The 15,006-nt window shown below is 69.8% G+C and carries 16 protein-coding genes; 7 read left to right on the forward strand and 9 right to left on the reverse strand.

Annotation, left to right across the window (positions count from 1 at the left end):
* Positions 1-212: 212 nt before the first annotated feature.
* The gene (locus tag C1N81_RS06485) at positions 213-1,364 is read right to left on the reverse strand and encodes a glycine amidinotransferase (protein ID WP_394427657.1); all 1,152 of its coding nucleotides are present in this window, start codon (positions 1,362-1,364) and stop codon (positions 213-215) included.
* Positions 1,365-1,662: 298 nt separating this feature from the next.
* On the opposite strand from C1N81_RS06485, the gene C1N81_RS06490 reads away from it, so the two are divergent.
* Positions 1,663-2,868 (forward strand): cytochrome P450, encoded by a 1,206-nt coding sequence (locus C1N81_RS06490; protein WP_394427659.1) that lies wholly within the window; start codon positions 1,663-1,665, stop codon positions 2,866-2,868.
* Positions 2,869-3,060: 192 nt separating this feature from the next.
* Entirely contained in the window at positions 3,061-3,843 is a 783-nt protein-coding gene (locus C1N81_RS06495; RefSeq protein WP_394427660.1) for a thioesterase II family protein, read from the forward strand.
* 78 nt (positions 3,844-3,921) lie between these two features.
* Here C1N81_RS06495 and C1N81_RS06500 read toward each other — a convergent pair whose 3' ends face one another.
* The 4 genes from C1N81_RS06500 to C1N81_RS06515 form a co-directional block, all read right to left on the reverse strand.
* Positions 3,922-4,551, reverse strand: coding sequence for a 4'-phosphopantetheinyl transferase family protein (locus C1N81_RS06500; RefSeq protein WP_394427661.1), 630 nt, complete (start codon positions 4,549-4,551; stop codon positions 3,922-3,924).
* A 162-nt stretch (positions 4,552-4,713) separates the two neighbouring features.
* The gene (locus C1N81_RS06505; RefSeq protein WP_394427662.1) at positions 4,714-5,457 is read right to left on the reverse strand and encodes a Mut7-C RNAse domain-containing protein; all 744 of its coding nucleotides are present in this window, start codon (positions 5,455-5,457) and stop codon (positions 4,714-4,716) included.
* An 85-nt stretch (positions 5,458-5,542) separates the two neighbouring features.
* Positions 5,543-6,355, reverse strand: a complete 813-nt coding sequence (locus tag C1N81_RS06510) for an SDR family NAD(P)-dependent oxidoreductase (RefSeq protein ID WP_394437770.1) — start codon at positions 6,353-6,355, stop codon at positions 5,543-5,545.
* Positions 6,356-6,442: 87 nt separating this feature from the next.
* Positions 6,443-7,192, reverse strand: coding sequence for an SDR family NAD(P)-dependent oxidoreductase (locus tag C1N81_RS06515; protein WP_394427663.1), 750 nt, complete (start codon positions 7,190-7,192; stop codon positions 6,443-6,445).
* Between the two features lie 150 nt (positions 7,193-7,342).
* Here C1N81_RS06515 and C1N81_RS06520 point away from each other — a divergent pair, with 150 nt between their 5' ends.
* The 3 genes from C1N81_RS06520 (at position 7,343) to C1N81_RS06530 (ending at position 10,389) form a co-directional block, all read left to right on the forward strand.
* Positions 7,343-8,215, forward strand: a complete 873-nt coding sequence (locus C1N81_RS06520; RefSeq protein WP_394427664.1) for a LysR family transcriptional regulator — start codon at positions 7,343-7,345, stop codon at positions 8,213-8,215.
* A gap of 169 nt (positions 8,216-8,384) precedes the next feature.
* Positions 8,385-9,011, forward strand: coding sequence for a hypothetical protein (locus C1N81_RS06525; RefSeq protein ID WP_394427665.1), 627 nt, complete (start codon positions 8,385-8,387; stop codon positions 9,009-9,011).
* Between the two features lie 268 nt (positions 9,012-9,279).
* On the forward strand, positions 9,280-10,389 hold the full coding sequence (locus C1N81_RS06530; protein ID WP_394427666.1) for a GDSL-type esterase/lipase family protein: 1,110 nt from the start codon (positions 9,280-9,282) through the stop codon (positions 10,387-10,389).
* Positions 10,390-10,497: 108 nt separating this feature from the next.
* Here C1N81_RS06530 and C1N81_RS06535 read toward each other — a convergent pair whose 3' ends face one another.
* Positions 10,498-10,881 (reverse strand): ANTAR domain-containing protein, encoded by a 384-nt coding sequence (locus tag C1N81_RS06535; RefSeq protein ID WP_394427668.1) that lies wholly within the window; start codon positions 10,879-10,881, stop codon positions 10,498-10,500.
* 508 nt (positions 10,882-11,389) lie between these two features.
* Between C1N81_RS06535 and C1N81_RS06540 the strand changes: the two genes are divergently transcribed.
* Both C1N81_RS06540 and C1N81_RS06545 read left to right on the forward strand, forming a co-directional pair.
* A complete protein-coding gene (locus C1N81_RS06540) occupies positions 11,390-11,755 on the forward strand; it encodes a DUF1304 domain-containing protein (protein ID WP_394427669.1) in 366 nt (121 codons plus the stop codon).
* A complete protein-coding gene (locus tag C1N81_RS06545; RefSeq protein WP_394427670.1) occupies positions 11,752-12,345 on the forward strand; it encodes a TetR/AcrR family transcriptional regulator in 594 nt (197 codons plus the stop codon). Before C1N81_RS06540 ends, C1N81_RS06545 begins: the two co-directional genes overlap by 4 nt.
* 98 nt (positions 12,346-12,443) lie before the next feature.
* On the opposite strand, the gene C1N81_RS06550 is transcribed toward C1N81_RS06545, so the two are convergent.
* The 3 genes from C1N81_RS06550 to C1N81_RS06560 all read right to left on the reverse strand — a co-directional run bounded on the left by C1N81_RS06550 (position 12,444) and on the right by C1N81_RS06560 (position 14,958).
* Positions 12,444-13,505 carry a DUF4184 family protein gene (locus C1N81_RS06550; protein ID WP_394427672.1) on the reverse strand — a complete coding sequence of 354 codons (1,062 nt, stop codon included), beginning with the start codon at positions 13,503-13,505 and terminating at the stop codon, positions 12,444-12,446.
* A 233-nt stretch (positions 13,506-13,738) separates the two neighbouring features.
* Positions 13,739-14,557, reverse strand: coding sequence for a hypothetical protein (locus C1N81_RS06555; RefSeq protein WP_394427673.1), 819 nt, complete (start codon positions 14,555-14,557; stop codon positions 13,739-13,741).
* A gap of 65 nt (positions 14,558-14,622) precedes the next feature.
* Positions 14,623-14,958, reverse strand: coding sequence for a PadR family transcriptional regulator (locus C1N81_RS06560; RefSeq protein ID WP_394427674.1), 336 nt, complete (start codon positions 14,956-14,958; stop codon positions 14,623-14,625).
* Positions 14,959-15,006: the final 48 nt, after the last annotated feature.

Below are 15,006 nucleotides of genomic sequence, written 5' to 3' on the forward strand. Positions count from 1 at the left end.
TTCCTGGATTCCCCGGAACTCCGGGCTCTCCATGAAAAGGAGCGGAGGAACGGGGTGAATACCTGTAGCCGAATGGGCCCGAATTCGAGTTCTGGCGGTATGCGAGCGGTGTTCCCCGCCCTACGTTTTCACCCGGCGGATGCGGCACCATCGGCGAACTCCGCCGTTACACCCCGGGCGGCACAGGAATGCCCCGGTCCGCCGCGGCCTGCTCATTCGAGATAGTCCTCGGGGCCACCGTCCCGCACGGTGTCGAGGGTGAAGCAGTGGAATCCGCCGCCGAAGAGACGCCGGTGCCGGTGGCGCACCGGCACGACGGTGAACTTCGCGTCCTCCAGGGTCCGCACCAGCTCCGGGCTCGCCTCGTTGACCAGCACGGTCTCCGGGTCGACCGACAGCACGTTCAGGTCGATGAAGGGGCTGGTCAGGATGAGGTCATCGTCGTCGTAGCGCGGGAAGTTGTTCTGGGTGGGGGTGGGGGCGACGATCCGGTCCCAGCGGCGCAGGGCAGGCGGCAGGGAGTCGGCGACCGCCTCGGAGCGGACCAGCAGCAGGCCGGGGCGGAGGGCCAGCACCATGCTGTCGATGTGGCTGTCGCTCAGCCGGTGGACGCGGTGGACGCGGAAGCGGCCTTCGAGGTGGCGCTCCAGCCAGGCGACGCCGAGTTCATGGTTCTCGGTCGAGACGTTCGCGATGATGTCCCGGCCGAGCCGCAGGCACTGGGCCGCGTCGAACATCATCTCCAGGCCGACGTCGTAGGGCGACGGCTGCGGTTCCCCGATGGGTTCGGTCGGCCCTCCGACGGTCGCGGAGCGCACGTAGGACAGATCGAAGGAGGCGTCCGTCATCAGCGGGCGGGGCATGACGGTCCAGCGGCAGCCGTTGCGGAAGTACTCCTGGAACAGCGGTTTCAGGAGCTGGGTCTCGAAGTACCGGGAGCGGATCATCGGTGCGGTCTCGATGATCTCGTCGCCGAGGACGAGCGTGTTGTCGCGGATGTTGAGCGGCGGAACGACGGAGGCGGACCAGGCCGGGGTGGTGACCTCGGCGGTCGTGGCGGGCAGCGCGCGGGGGCGGTGGACGGTGACGCCGAGGCCGCGCAGGGTGTCGGCCAGCCCTTCGAGATCCTCGTTCAGCTCGTCGACGTAGCGCTGGGCCACCGGCTGCCGCTGCCGGTCGGACCGCTCACCGCGCGCGGACAGCCGTGGGTAGTACCACTCGGAACGGCCGGGGTTGTCCTGGGCGAGGTTGTCGTGGAAGAACAGGTCGAACGAGAGCTCCCGCTCGTGCGAGACGTAGTTCTCCGCCGATCCGACGACGACCTCACGCAGTCGCGACCACTCGTCAAAACTGTTCAGAAGCATGCAGTGAACCGCCTACTCGTCGGGGGCCTGCCGTGAACTCCGCAGAGCACTCGCCATCCTCACCGGCCTCCGCCCCGCGCGGGCATCGGGGTGTTCCACCGTTACGGCACGGATTCCCTGTTCACCCTTGGACAGGTCCGCGGCGCGGCGGGTAGAAAGGCGCATGCCTTTCGGGCTCTGTCGATCGGGCTCTTTCCATCGGGCTCTGTCCATCGGGCTCTTTCCATCGGGCTCTGTCCATCGGGCTCTGTCGATCGGGCTCTGTCGAATTCGTTCTCTCGTGAGATGAGGAAGGGTCATGGGTGACCCGTTGCACACCGTCTCCACATTGCCGGCCGCGCGGCGACCGGGCTGCCCCTTCGACCCTCCGGCGGAGCTTCTCGAAGCCCAGGGCCACGGCCCCCTCAGCAGCTACACCTTTCCCGGCGGTCACGTCGGCTATCTCGTCACGGGGTACGACCTGATCCGGTCCGTCCTGTCGGACCCGCGCTTCAGTTCACGACGGGAGCTGATGCGTCACCCGACCGTCGACTACGGCGGCCTGGAGCTGCCACCGGTCCCGCCGGGCGAGTTCCTGCTCATGGACGACCCGCGGCACAGCCGCTACCGCAAGCCCCTGATGGGGAAGTTCACCGTGCGCCGGATGCGGCTGCTCACCGAGCGCGTGGAGGAGATCACCGCCGAGCACCTCGACGCGATGCGGGAGTCGGGGCCGCCCGCGGATCTCGTGAGCGCCTTCGCCAAGCCCGTCCCGGCCCGGGTGATCTGCGAGTTGCTCGGCGTCCCGTCCGCCGAACGGGCCTCGTTCCAGGCGCAGTTCGAGTCGTTCATGGACGCCGAGGCGCGGGACGAGGACACCGTCGTCGCCTACACCACGACGCGCGAGCGCCTCGGCGAGCTGGTGGCCGCCAAGCGCGCGCACCCCACCGACGACGTGCTCAGCGAACTCACCGACAGCGACCTCACGGACGAGGAGCTGCTGGGGATGGCCCTGGTGCTGCTCGCGGCCGGCCTCGACACCACGGCGAACATGCTGGCGCTCGGCACCTTCGCGCTGCTGCGCCACCCCGAGCAGCTCGCGGCCCTGCGCGACGACCCCGGCCTCACCGACCGGGCCGTGGAGGAGCTGCTGCGCTATCTCAGCGTCGGCAAGACGTTCATGCGCACGGCGCTGGAGGACGTCCGCCTCGGCGACCGTACCGTCGAGGCCGGTTCGTCGCTCATACTGTCCTACAACACCGCGAACCGGGACCCCGCGCGCTTCACCGACCCGCACACACTCGACTTCCAGCGCCAGGAAGGGGGACATGTGGCCTTCGGACACGGCATTCACCAGTGTCTCGGGCAGCAACTGGCGCGGGTCGAGATGCGCGTCGGGTTCCCCGCGCTGCTCAACCGCTTCCCGTCGCTGCGTCTCGCCGTACCGGCCGAGGAGATCGCACTGCGCACGGAACTGTCCGACATCCACGGGGTGAAGAGTCTTCCGGTCACCTGGGACGTGTGAGGAAGAGGGCCGTGGCGAGAGCCGGGTGTCGAGCAGGGCCCGGGCGTCGAGCAGGGCCCGGGCGTCGGGCCGGGGCCTGCGGTGCACCCTGACGGCTCGTAACGGCGGCATGCACGGATGCCATGCCCCACCCGGCCCGAAAGGGTCGGCCGAGACCACGATCCCCGCCGAGCCGAAGGGAGCCGCTCCACCATGGCACGACCCCTTCCGTCACGGAACACATGGTTCCGTACGTTCCACGCGCGCCCTGACGCCCGCGTCACTCTGGTGTGCCTGCCCTACGCCGGAGGCTCCGCGAGCGCCTTCATCTCCCTTTCGGAGCGCCTGCCCCCTTGGATCGAGGTGTTCGCCGCGCAGTACCCGGGCCGCCAGGACCGCATTCGTGAGCCCTGTCTCACCACCGTGCCGGAGCTCGCCCAAGCCGCGTTCGAGGAGTTGAGAGCGCTCGTCGCGAACCGCCCCTGCGCCCTCCTGGGACACAGCATGGGCGCTGCCGTCGCCTTCGAACTGACACGCCTGCTCGAACGCGACGGTGCCGCCGCACCCCAGGCCCTCTTCGTCTCCGGACGCCGGGCGCCCTCCATCAGCGGAGACCGCGGCGTCCGTTTCCGGGACGACGAGGGCATCGTGGACGAACTCCGGGAGCTGGAAGGCACGGACAGCCGCGTCCTCGACGAACCGGAACTGCTCCGGCTCATCCTGCCGACGGTGCGCGCCGACTACGGTGCCGCCGAGACCTACTCCACCGGACCGGACGCCATGGTGGACAGCCCGGTCGTCGCCCTCGTGGGAGACCAGGACCACCATGTCCCGATCGGCGAGGCGGCCGCATGGAGTGAGCACACCACCGGCGCGTTCGAGCTGAAAGTCTTCCCGGGCGGCCACTTCTTCCTGACCGACAACGAGCCCGAGATCGCCTCGCTCGTCACCGATACGCTGCGCGCCACCACCACGTCAGGATCCGTCGCGGAGTGACGCGGGAGGGAACCCGACGGAAGGACGGCGCTTCCCGAACGGGCGCTTCCCGAACTGATTGATCCACGGCCCGTCCCCTCACACCGCGATGGCGGTGACCAGCAAGCCTTTGTCCGCCAGCCAGCGGCCCTCCAGACGGGGGGCCGCTGGAACGCGCAGCCGCGCGGTGAACACGGGGCTGTCCGCGTCGAAGTCGAGTTCGGCGTCCAGGAAGTCCAGCCGGTGACCGGTGTACGGATACCAGCTCTTGTACACCGCCTCCTTCATGCTGAACAACGCCCGGTCCCACCGCACCTGCGGACGCCGGACGAGCAGATGCCGTACGAGGCGCAACTCGGAGGGGAGCGTGATGGATTCCAGCACTCCTCGCGGGAGCGGCGCATCGGGTTCGGCGTCGATGCCCAGGAGCCGCAGATCGGCCGCCGGGGCGACGACCGCGGCCCGATAACCAGTACAGTGCGTGAGACTGCCCAGCACACCCTCGGGCCACCGCGGGGCCCCGTGCCGGTCCGAAAGAATCGGCACGGGAGGCAGACCGAGCCGGGCCAGCGCCTCGCGCGCACACCGCCGTGTCGTCGCGAACTCGCGCTTGCGCGAGGCCACGGCGCGCTCGACGATCCGGGCCTCCTGCGGATACAGGTCGGCGAGCGGCAGGTCACGGAAGGCCTCGGCGGCGGCCACCCCCTGCGGAAGGATGTGCTCGATCATGTCACCGGCCCCCGCAGAGACGGAGTCGCCGAAGACACGCGGCACAGTGCCGGACCGAAGGGGCCCGTCCGGCTCCCTGAGCCCTTCATCGTCGTCCACCTCTCCATCCGCCGCTTACGCTGCCGAGTGCACCCACGGTGGCACCGACGACCAGTGCGCGGGTCAGCTGTGCCCCGCCCCCGGCCCGAACTCGGCCATCGCCGCCGTCACCATCGCCTCCAGGCGCTCCTGGTGCGCCCCGCGCCAGTACACGCGTCCACACTGCCCGCACTGGGCGAAGACGTCGTAACCGGCCCTGGTGCCACCCTCGAGGCGGTCGGTGACGTCCTCCTTGCGGGCCGCAGCCAGCGTGCCGTTGCAGGCGGCGCAACGGGTCCAGGGGCGCAGCTCCGGCGCGAACCGCCCCAGGACATCGCGGAGTTGCTCGTCGGGGCGGTCGCTGTAGACGTAGCCGCCCGCCCACAGTTCGCGGCGGCGCAGCAGCCCCCGGTCGCGGCTGAGCAGGACCCGGCGTTCGGTCGCCGAGCGGAGCGCGAGGGCCGGATCACCGATGTCGGTGGCCTCGTAGGCGGTGTCGACGCCGAGCAGCCGCATCCGGCGGGCGAGGGTACCCAGGTGGACGTCGAGGAGGAAGCGCAGCGGCGCGCCCGGTACCGGCTGCGGCCGGGTGACGGCCCGCACCTCGACCCGCTCCCCCGCCGCCGGGATGTGCCCGGTGCCCGCCTCGGCGCCGTCGACGCGGAGCGCACCGACCTCGGTGAGCGGCACCCCGAGCGATTCGACGACGTGCCCGAGCGTGGAGACGCCGTCGACGGTGAGCGGCGCAGGCGTGCCGTCCCGGTAGGCGCGCGGCACGAACAAGCCGAGGTCAGGGGCGACTTCGATAAGGATCTCCGGACCGTTCATCGGCACAGAATGCCACGGCGACGGGCAGGCCCCGCGAGGAGGCCCGGCCAGTGCGCATTCGCGGTCTCCGCCGTCCCATGATGTGTCAGGTTCGCAGGCCACCGGAGGCAGTGAGGCGCTCTCCGGTGACCCATGCGGCCTCTTCGGAGGCGAAGAAGACCGCCACCTTCGCCAGGTCCTTCGGCTGACCGATGCGGCCCAGAGGAGTGCGCTCGATCATGCCCGCCTCGGCGTCGCTGCCGATGAAGCCGACGGCGTGGATGCCTTCTGTCTCGACACCGCCAGGGGCCAGGGTGTTCACCCGGATGCCGCGAGGGCCGAGTTCGGCGGCCAGGACGCGTGTCAAGGCGTCGACGGCGCCCTTCGTCGCGGCGTACACCGCCATCCCCGGCACCGCGCGGGCGCTGTCCAGCGATCCGATGTTGATGATGGACCCACCGTCGGGCCCGAAGTACTTGAGGGCTTCCTGAATGGTGCGGATCGGCCCGGTCACGTTGACGGACAGCTGACGGTCGATCTCCTGCTGGGTGGCGGTCTCCAGCGGCTGCGGGTAGTACACACCGGCATTGTTGACGAGGATGTCGAATCGGCCGTACGCGTCTACGGTCCTGGCGAAGAGACGTTCCACGTCCGCCGACACCGACACATCTCCCCGCACGGCGATCGCGCTGCCTCCTCGTGCCCGGATGTCCTGCACCACTCGCTCCGCGTCGGCCGCGCCGGAAGCGTAGTTGACCACGACCGACGCCCCGGCCGCGGCGAATTCCCGCGCGATGCCCGCACCGATGCCTTTGGACGCGCCCGTCACGAGCGCGACCTTTCCGGCCAGTCTCTGTCCCGCATCGGCGTTGTTCGGCGGCACTCCGTCGCCATGGCTGACGCCTGCTTGATTGTCCATTGCTGCCACTCCTGTCCACTTCGTTGAAGTCCGGGCGGTGATATGAGCTCCGGGACCTGGGCCCGGAAGAGTCCTGCCTGGTGACGGCTACACCTGCCCCATGCCACCGTCGACGCAGAGTTCGGCCCCTGTCATGAAGCTGCTCTCGTCCGAGGCGAGGAACAGTGCCGCATTGGCGAGTTCCTCTGGGCGGCCGAGGCGTCCCAGGGGAACGTGTGCGGCCATCGAGGCGCGGAGGACCGCCGGGTCCTGCCCGAAGTACTCGGCCTGCCCGTCGATGATGGCGGTGTCGAACGGTCCTGGGGTCAGCACGTTGACCCGAAGGCCGCGATCGCCGAACTCGGCCGCCCATACGCGCGCGTAGGAGCGCACGGCCGCCTTCGCGGCGCTGTAGGCAGTGGACCCGGGGAGTCCCTTGAAGCCCTGGATCGAGCCCACCAGAATGATCGAGCCGCCGACCGGCATGAGGGGGAGCGCCGTCTGGACGGTGAACATGGTCCCGCGCGCGTTGATGTCGAACGTGCGCTTGAAATGGTCTTCGGTGACGTCGCCGAAGTCGGCCCGCTCGATCATGCCCGCGTTGGCGACGAGCACGTCAAGGCGCCCCCGGTCCCTCCGGATCGTCTCGACCAGGCCGTCGAGGTCGCTCGACGACGTGGAGTCGGCGGCGACCGCCGTGACACGGCCTTCGATGGAAGCCACCGCATTGTCGAGTACTTCCTTCCGCCGCCCCGTGATGTAGACGTGGGCGCCCTCGGCCGCGAACTTCTCGGCGATCGCCAGGCCGAGACCCGCTCCTCCGCCCGTGACCAGGGCGACCTTGTCGGCGAGACGCATTTTCTCTCCCTCATGTCGATGCGCACGCGCCGCTTTTCGGTACGCACGTGCCGCTTGCGGTCCAGAAGGTAGTCACGCGTTGGACATAGGCGCAAAGAGCAACTTGGTATGTTCCCTATAGAAAGCTTCTATGTGGCGAGGCGGTTCCGAGTGAACGTGCGGCAGTACGAGTACGCGCTGACAGTGGCCGAGGAGGGCAGCATCACCGCGGCGGCCGATCGTCTGGGATTGACCCAGCCGTCCCTGTCTCAGCAGATCGGCGCCCTGGAGAAACAGGTAGGAGTACGTCTGTTCACGCGGACCCGACAGGGAATGACGCCGACGGTGGCGGGGCGGGCCTTCCTCGCGGAGGCAGAGGTCGCCACCACCGCCTCCCGGCGCGCTTTCGCCGCGGCCCGCGCCGCCGACGGTGACCTGACGGGCGAAATGATCATCGCTGTCCACATGGGACTAGGGACCCGCCAACTCCCGCGCGCCCTCGGGGAGTTGCGCCGTCGGCACCCGCATCTGCAAGTCACGATCCACGAGGAACCCGATCCCGCGGACATGGAGCGACTCGCACGCCAGGGCACCCTCGACATGCTCCTGGTGCATTACGTTCCACCGGGATGCACCTTCGACATCCACACACTCGGCACGGAGTCGTACGTCGCCGTCCTACCGCAACGCCACCCGCTGCTGCGCCGGCCCGAGCCGCTCCTCCTCGAAGACCTCGCCGCCGAGGGGTGGGTGCGCTACAAACGCACCAGCAAACTCGACGAATACCTGGCCGGCCTGCTCTCCGACCACGGGCTCGCTCCCTCGACGGTCGGCCGAGCCTCGCAGATCTCGACCGCGGTGCGGCTCGTCTCGGAGGGCCTGGGCGTCACCATCGCGCCGTCGTCCGCCATCCCCGACGGCTTCGAACGGCTGACCCGCCCCCTGCACCCCGCCCTCACGGCACCGGTGATAGCGGGCATGCGGCGCACTCCGGGCCGGGCGGAGAGCGCATTGCTGGACCAGCTGAACCGGCAGCAGTGGTAGGTCCGCACTCAGCCGCCACAGCCCGCGGATGCGGTCGCCGAGTGGCAGTTGACTCTGTGCTCGACCACACACCCGTGCTTACACACGTGCCAAAGCTGGAAGTGTTGTCCAGAACAGGCCCCCGGTCACCGCAGCGCCAACGCGGTACCGGACAGACGAGGGAGCGAGCATGAGTGGCGCCATAGAGTCCGCCTACGACAAGACCCCGCTGCCGGAGTCCGACGAGTCGGACGACGGTTCGGAGAAGAGCGCCGACTACGGCAAGGATCTCAGCGGCCTCGTCCCGGAGGACAAGGTCGCGTGGACGACCGCCCCCTCCTTCAACGAAGATCCCCAGGACGTCGGCGACGGCGGCAGCGGACCGGACATGAAGGAACCGGGTCCGCCCTCGGGTGACCTCGCCGTGGACCTCGCCTCGCTGCGCACCGCCGAGGCATCCATGCTCGTGGAGGCGCGAGCGATGGTCGCCAAGTACGAGGAGGTACGCGCGCACGTCGCCTCCGTGAAGGACACCGTCTTCGGGCAGACCGCGAAGGACAAGGCCGACAACGGGGAAGGGCACACGAGTCTCTCCAGCGGCTACAAACCCCCGGCCGAGGACTCCGACAACCCCTTCGCCCCGGCGGGCCGCGAGTTCGCCGCCGAGATGAACCCGGCGATGGAGCGCGCACTGCTCCAGGTCGGCTCGGCCCTGGAGAAGGTCGGCGAGTACATCGCCCTGCTCAACCACTCGGGGCAGGTCTACGCGCACACGGACCGCGAGTCGCGTTTTCCCGCTCCACCCGGCGACGCCTGAAAGCCGTGTTCACCGCTCAGCGACGCCTCAAAGCCGTGTCCACCGGGCCCCAGCTCCCGCGCAGACCGCCAGAGGCTCCAGAGGCTCCAGAGCCGACGTTGAGTCTGCCCCCTATGGCGGCGTGCGGTGGGGCGGATTTGTCCCTTGGTCCATTCGGCTGCAAGCCATGTGCTGGGCGTAACTTTCCGCCGTCCTGCCGCCTTGCAGGGGCATGACCTCTTCTTCGTGGCGTCGTAGGGCGCTGGCGGTTTCGGCTGTCGCAGTGTGCGTGACAGGTGTGACGGGCACGGTTCCCACGAGCGCGTCGGAGCACGTGCCCGCGGCTGCGGACGCGCCGTGGGTGGTGTTGCTGGGCGACAGCTTCATCTCCGGTGAGGGCGGCCGCTGGGCGGGCAACAGCAACGAGCAGGCCGAGGGCTGGTCGGGCACCGACCGGGCCTGGGAGTCGCAAAGCGGCAGCGAGCCGCACCGCGTGTACGGCGCCTCCTACGACGACGGCTGCAACCGCTCCGACGTCGCCGAGGTGCGCTCCCTCGCACTGAACGTCCGCAAGCTCAACCTGGCCTGTTCCGGAGCGACGTCGTCGGCCGTGAAGCTGCCCGAGAACGGTGGCGTCGCGTTCAAGGGAGAGCCCTCGCAGGCCGGACAGCTCCAGAAGAAGGTGACCGGGCAGCAGGTGCGCGCGGTGGTCGTCTCGATCGGCGGCAACGACCTCGGGTTCTCCGACATCATCACCGGTTGCACCAAGGAGTTCGTCAAGCCCTTCGGCGGCTCCCCTTGTGCCGCGGACGCCACCCGGGAGGTGAACGAGCGGCTGCCCGCCATGCGCCAGGCCGCCGTCGACACGCTCTCCGACGTGCAGACCGCGCTCAAGCGGGCAGGCCACAAGAAGGGCTCCTACCGGCTCATCCTGCAGTCCTACCCCTCCCCGCTGCCCGACGCGGGCCGCATCCGCTACGCCGGGGAGAAGTACGACCGTCTCACCCAGGGCGGCTGCCCGTTCTTCGACAAGGACCTCACCTGGGCGCACGACGACCTCGTCCCGCAGATCAGCACGACACTGGCGCAGGCGGCCGAGGAGGCCGGGGCGGAGTTCCTCGATCTGTCCCGCGCCTTCGAGGGCCGCGAGGTCTGCTCGACGGCCACCCGGCACGCCGACCTCGAGAACCCGCCCAGCGGGACGACCAGCGAGTGGATGCGCTTTGTGACCAGCGGCGCCGGCCAGGGACAGCTCCAGGAGTCCCTGCACCCCAACCGCTACGGCCAGCAAGCCCTCGGCAGCTGCCTGACCCTTCACCTCCGCCAGCCGGCGGCCGACCACCGCTGCACCAACACCCCCGGCAAGAGCCCCACCAGCATGAATTTGGCACCGCGGTAGGCAAGGCACACTGAGGATGGGCCATTTGTTCGGGTCCACGGGGCCGCAGGCCGGCCCCGTGGACCCACGCCACGACCTCCATCCACCGTGACGGCAGTTACCGGGGCGTCAGGATGAGGCGGGCGCGGAGCGTGTGCGGTCGGCGGAACATTCCTGCCGCGCGGCCGCAAGCGCGGGGGCGCAGCGCATCTGGTGGTAGAGCTCGGTCCGGATCGTGGTGGGGAGGCTCTGGGTGCGGGCCCACTCGACGATGAGGCCGGCGAGGCGGTCGAGGTCGGTGCCGGTGCGCCGGGAGGTCTCACGCAGCGCGTCAAGAGCGTGCGCGGGCGGGGTGCGGGCGACGGCCATCAGGACACCGACGGCCCGGTCGATGTCCGCGCGGGCACCGATCGCTTCCTTCAGCCGGGCGATCTCCGCCTGCAGAGCGGCCTCCTGGGCCGCCTCGTCTTCCGACTGCCGACGGGGAGCAGGCCGGGATGGATGGGGCGCCACGGTGTGCCTCCGGGGTCCAGGGGGGGTTTAGGGGGCGTCATCTGGACCCCTACCCCGCACAGCTCCGGACTCGCACTCTCGTACCCTGACCAGCCCTACCGGGCTGCGTCAGCACGGTGGCGCATGGACGGCCTCCGAGTGCGGCGCAGGCGTACTGTGCCGACGCGGCCCCAGCCCTGGATTGCGCACAGGTCAAGCAGGCCGCATTCAGACCCGGCCCGGATTCACTCGATGCGTCAGTTTTGGTGTGGACGGCCTGCCTCACTGCCGAAGCAGGCCCCCGCTCCGCCGCCCGGTCAGCCGGGCGGCATCGCGTGCCGTGAGTATGACCCACCATCCGCTGCCCGCACAGGGCCCTTCGGCATACAGCCCGCCGAACCGCGGTGTTTGGGCCCTTCTCCCGCCGGAATACTTCCTGAACACCTGTCCAACAGATTCTGTACAGTTGTCCATGAAGTGGCAGCCAGGCGCTGCCATCCGGGTGCGATGCGAGAACAGGTGGATAAAGATGCAGGTCGTTGCAGAGGTTCTGGTCGGCGCGCTTGCCGTGCTGCATCTGTACTTTCTGGTGCTGGAGATGTTCCTCTGGCAGCGGCCCCGCAACCGAGCGGCTTTCGGTATGGATGAGGAGGCAGCCCGCATCACTGCGCCGCTCGCCGCCAACCAGGGTCTGTACAACGGGTTCCTGGCGGCCGGACTGATATGGGGGCTGCTTGCTTCCGACTCGACGGCCTTCCAGGTGCAGGTCTTCTTCGTCAGCTGTGTCGTGGTGGCCGGTGCCTTCGGCGCGGCGAGCACGTCCAGTCGTCGCATTCTGCTCGGGCAGTGCGTGCCAGGGATTCTGGCCCTGGTCGCCGTACTGTTGGCCGGATGAGCAGCGAGCCGCAGGCGGGGCAGGACCCGCGAACCGCGCGGACCCGGGGACGACTGCGCGAGGCACTGCTCGCCGAGTGCGTCGGCAAACCGCTGGAAGGCGTCAGCGTCTCCGCGGTGGTCCGTCGCGCGGGAGTCGGCCGGGCCACCTTCTACCTGCACTACGACGATCTTCAGGCGCTGGCCGTCGACGCCTGCACGGAGGTGGTGCGAGACGCGGTGGAAGCCGTCCACGCCTTCGAAGGCGCGCCCGATCCGGCGGTCCCGCCGCCCGCGCTCGCCGCGTTCTTCACCGCGGCTGCGGCGCGCGCCGACCTGTACCGGGGGCTTCTTCACACGGGCGGCAGCGGGCCCTTCGGAGAGTTGCTGCACCGGGAACTCAGGGCCCGGTCCCAGGTCGAGCGGAAGCAGGCGGGGGCACCGCACTCCGAAACGGCCGACTCGGCGGTTGCGGCCGTGTTCACCGGCGTGTTCGCCGACTGGCTGCATGGATTGGTCGACGAACGGCCCGACGACCTCGCTCGCCAGGTCTGGCGCCTGGTGATGTCGATCCACCAGCTCTTCGGCCCCTCCCCCGACCGGCTGTCCTGAACTGAGGAGTTGCACGAGCGTGCTGCTGGCGGTTCGGGCCCGCGGGCGGCGGGGGTGTGCGTGGGCCTTCCGTGCACGGCGCGAGCCGCCTCAACGGTTCACACTCGATCCCGGCGCGTTGATCGGCTGGCGTGGGGAGGCGGCTCGGCACACTGGCCGGACCTGGCCGACGGCTGCGGCAAGGGGACGGGGCTTGACTCTTTGGTCGACCGGCGCCGAGTAGCGCCGATCTGCCAGGTCGCGGAGTAGAGCAGCAGTGCAACGGCGAACGCTGCACCCGCTCTCTTGGCGGCCCCGGTCAACACGCCTTCGGCGAGGGTCCCCCACGGAGCTCGGACCGTCCTGGACGGGTAAGTGGTCTCGCTCGCGCCGTCTCCCAGATCGACGACAGTCGGCTGGCTGTAGTCCACCTCGGTCACGTAGCGGTAGGCGTTGAAGTCGTCACGGGCGTCGACGGCGCCGCCCAGCACGGTTGCCGCAGCCAGGAGAGTCACCACGCTCCACCGCATGACGGGACCGAGGCGGGTGGCAGTGGTGTCAGTGCCGTCGTGGATCCGCAGACGGTCCCGGCGCCGCCAAAGATGCCGCGCGACGGCTGCCAGCCCGAGAGCGGTGCTCGCGAACTGCAGCAGCCGGGCGACCGTCAGGCCTCCGGGGGCCGAGGCGCGCAGCGCCTGCACGTGGGTGACCAGGTAGCCGTCGCCGTGGGTGAAGGAGTCCCACGCCAGGTGGGAGGCGATACCGATCAGGGCGGAGAGCAGGAGCCACATGGCGTGATGGGCCCTGGCCGGCAGGCCGGTTGTCCGCGCGGGTCGCGGAAGGCGGAGGCCGGAGGGGAGCAGTGCCGTGACCGGCGCGCGCAGCATCCGGTAGGTGACGACCAGGCCGATGGCAACGGGCAGATTGATCACCAGACCGAGGCCGGGCGAATGGGTCTCCGTGGCGTTGAGGAGCGGCCCGTACCAGTCCCGGGGGCTGGTCTCGGACACGCCGAGGGCGTCCAGGAAGTACACGACGTCGGGCGCCATGGCACCTGCGACCAGAGCCGCCGGAACGAAGGGCCGACGCATCAATGGCAGCACTGCTGCGGGGTGGGACAAGGTGAACGGCAACTCGGTGATCTTCTCTGTTCCGAAGGGACCTGGCGGAAGGTGCTGCATGGCGCGCTGCGGGCGCGCCCTTTCGCCGCGGGCCCCCAGGTCGCACGGCCGGCCCGGACTGCACCTCCGGATAGAACACTGGAGAGAGTATTCATCTCAACGGACTATTGCAATGCGTGCGGGGCACGGTGGGCCACCACCGTGGAACCCCTCAGGCAGGACGACACCTGGCCGACACGACAAAGCCGGCCGCCCGGCAGCGGGCGGCCGGCCGGCCGGAAGGAGACAGGACGTCAGCGTCGGCTGCGCACTGCCTGGAAGAACGAAGTGAGCCCGGTCATGAACGACAGCAGGAGAAGGGTGCCGAGAACGGGCCAGGCATCGCCCCAGACAGTCGCGTAGGAGTGGGCGACCAGCGACGGAGAGGCCACAGCCACCGCGCCCAACTCCCGCAGACCCGAGGAACGTGCGCGAAGGGCAAGGACGGCCCCGGTGAGGGCGAGGACCAGCATCGGCCAGGCACCGTAGTCCGTGGTCACACCGAGAGCCCCGGCATAGGTCCCCGCATGCACGACGACGACGGGAAACCACCCCGCGGCAGCCATGGCTCCGGCTGCCGTCGACAGTCGCCTGTCACCGCGTCGATCGGGAGGGCAGGCCAGAACAACAGCGACGGTCAGCAACACCGCGACCGGCGGGATGGCCCCGTCGTCGTACACGCGCGCACCGGCGACCCACTGCACGGCCGTCCCCAGCAGCCCGCACACCGCCATGCCGACACCCGGCCCCCACCGGCCGGTCAGGGCGATGACCGCGCCGACACACACCAGCAGCGAGAACAGCATGTACAGGAGCCACGCCCCCTCCACGGCGGAGAGCTGCACTCCTATCGGGGCCGGCGAGAGAACAAGCCCGGCGTACCAGCGCGTCAGATGCAGCCCGCTGTCCACCGCACCGGCCGCCAGGGCGAACGGGGCAGCCAGGGCGAAGAAACGCCCCGCAGGCGACGCCGAGTCGAGCCCCAGCCGAACCCGCAAGGCGTGCGCGACCAGATCCGCGTCCGCGCGCAGCCGGGCCGGACGCGGCATGTCGGCCGTCATCTCCCGGTGCACGTCGATGATCTCCTGCCCGTGAGCAGCCCGGTATGCGGCGGGATACAGACGGACGAGGGGATCGCTCACGCCGGCGCCGCCGAGCCGTCCGCCAGTCGCCGCCTGACTTCCCGGGCGGTCGCGGCCAGCCGCTCCGCCTCGGCCTCCAGCCGCTCCCGTCCGGCGGGAGCGAGACCGAAGATCCGTCGAGCCCGGCCGCCCACCACCTCCTCGCGCTCCACCTGGATCAGCCCCTCCGCCAGCAGCCTGTCCAGCGCCCCGTAGAGCGCTCCCGTGCGCGGCGTCACCCGGCCGTCGGTCATGGTCTTGACCTCCTGGGCGATGGCGTACCCGTGCCGAGGGGCATTCGCCAGCGCCGTCAGCAGCAGCAGGGCCAGCTCCTGCATTCCTCGTTCGCTCATAGCGACAGAGTATTCCGTCCGACGGACGTTCAGCGGGCCGCATCCCCG

It is taken from the genome of Streptomyces sp. SGAir0957, assembly GCF_043523415.1.

What these genes read in the sequence shown, in the direction of transcription:
- C1N81_RS06560 (WP_394427674.1), bottom strand. Translation starts at nt 14,958, where the DNA reads ATGAGCGAACGAGGAATGCAGGAGCTGGCCCTGCTGCTGCTGACGGCG.
- C1N81_RS06510 (WP_394437770.1), bottom strand. Translation starts at nt 6,355, where the DNA reads ATGGACAATCAAGCAGGCGTCAGCCATGGCGACGGAGTGCCGCCGAAC.
- C1N81_RS06525 (WP_394427665.1), top strand. Translation starts at nt 8,385, where the DNA reads ATGAGTGGCGCCATAGAGTCCGCCTACGACAAGACCCCGCTGCCGGAG.
- C1N81_RS06500 (WP_394427661.1), bottom strand. Translation starts at nt 4,551, where the DNA reads ATGATCGAGCACATCCTTCCGCAGGGGGTGGCCGCCGCCGAGGCCTTC.
- C1N81_RS06505 (WP_394427662.1), bottom strand. Translation starts at nt 5,457, where the DNA reads ATGAACGGTCCGGAGATCCTTATCGAAGTCGCCCCTGACCTCGGCTTG.
- C1N81_RS06545 (WP_394427670.1), top strand. Translation starts at nt 11,752, where the DNA reads ATGAGCAGCGAGCCGCAGGCGGGGCAGGACCCGCGAACCGCGCGGACC.
- C1N81_RS06515 (WP_394427663.1), bottom strand. Translation starts at nt 7,192, where the DNA reads ATGCGTCTCGCCGACAAGGTCGCCCTGGTCACGGGCGGAGGAGCGGGT.
- C1N81_RS06490 (WP_394427659.1), top strand. Translation starts at nt 1,663, where the DNA reads ATGGGTGACCCGTTGCACACCGTCTCCACATTGCCGGCCGCGCGGCGA.
- C1N81_RS06550 (WP_394427672.1), bottom strand. Translation starts at nt 13,505, where the DNA reads ATGCAGCACCTTCCGCCAGGTCCCTTCGGAACAGAGAAGATCACCGAG.
- C1N81_RS06495 (WP_394427660.1), top strand. Translation starts at nt 3,061, where the DNA reads ATGGCACGACCCCTTCCGTCACGGAACACATGGTTCCGTACGTTCCAC.
- C1N81_RS06540 (WP_394427669.1), top strand. Translation starts at nt 11,390, where the DNA reads ATGCAGGTCGTTGCAGAGGTTCTGGTCGGCGCGCTTGCCGTGCTGCAT.
- C1N81_RS06485 (WP_394427657.1), bottom strand. Translation starts at nt 1,364, where the DNA reads ATGCTTCTGAACAGTTTTGACGAGTGGTCGCGACTGCGTGAGGTCGTC.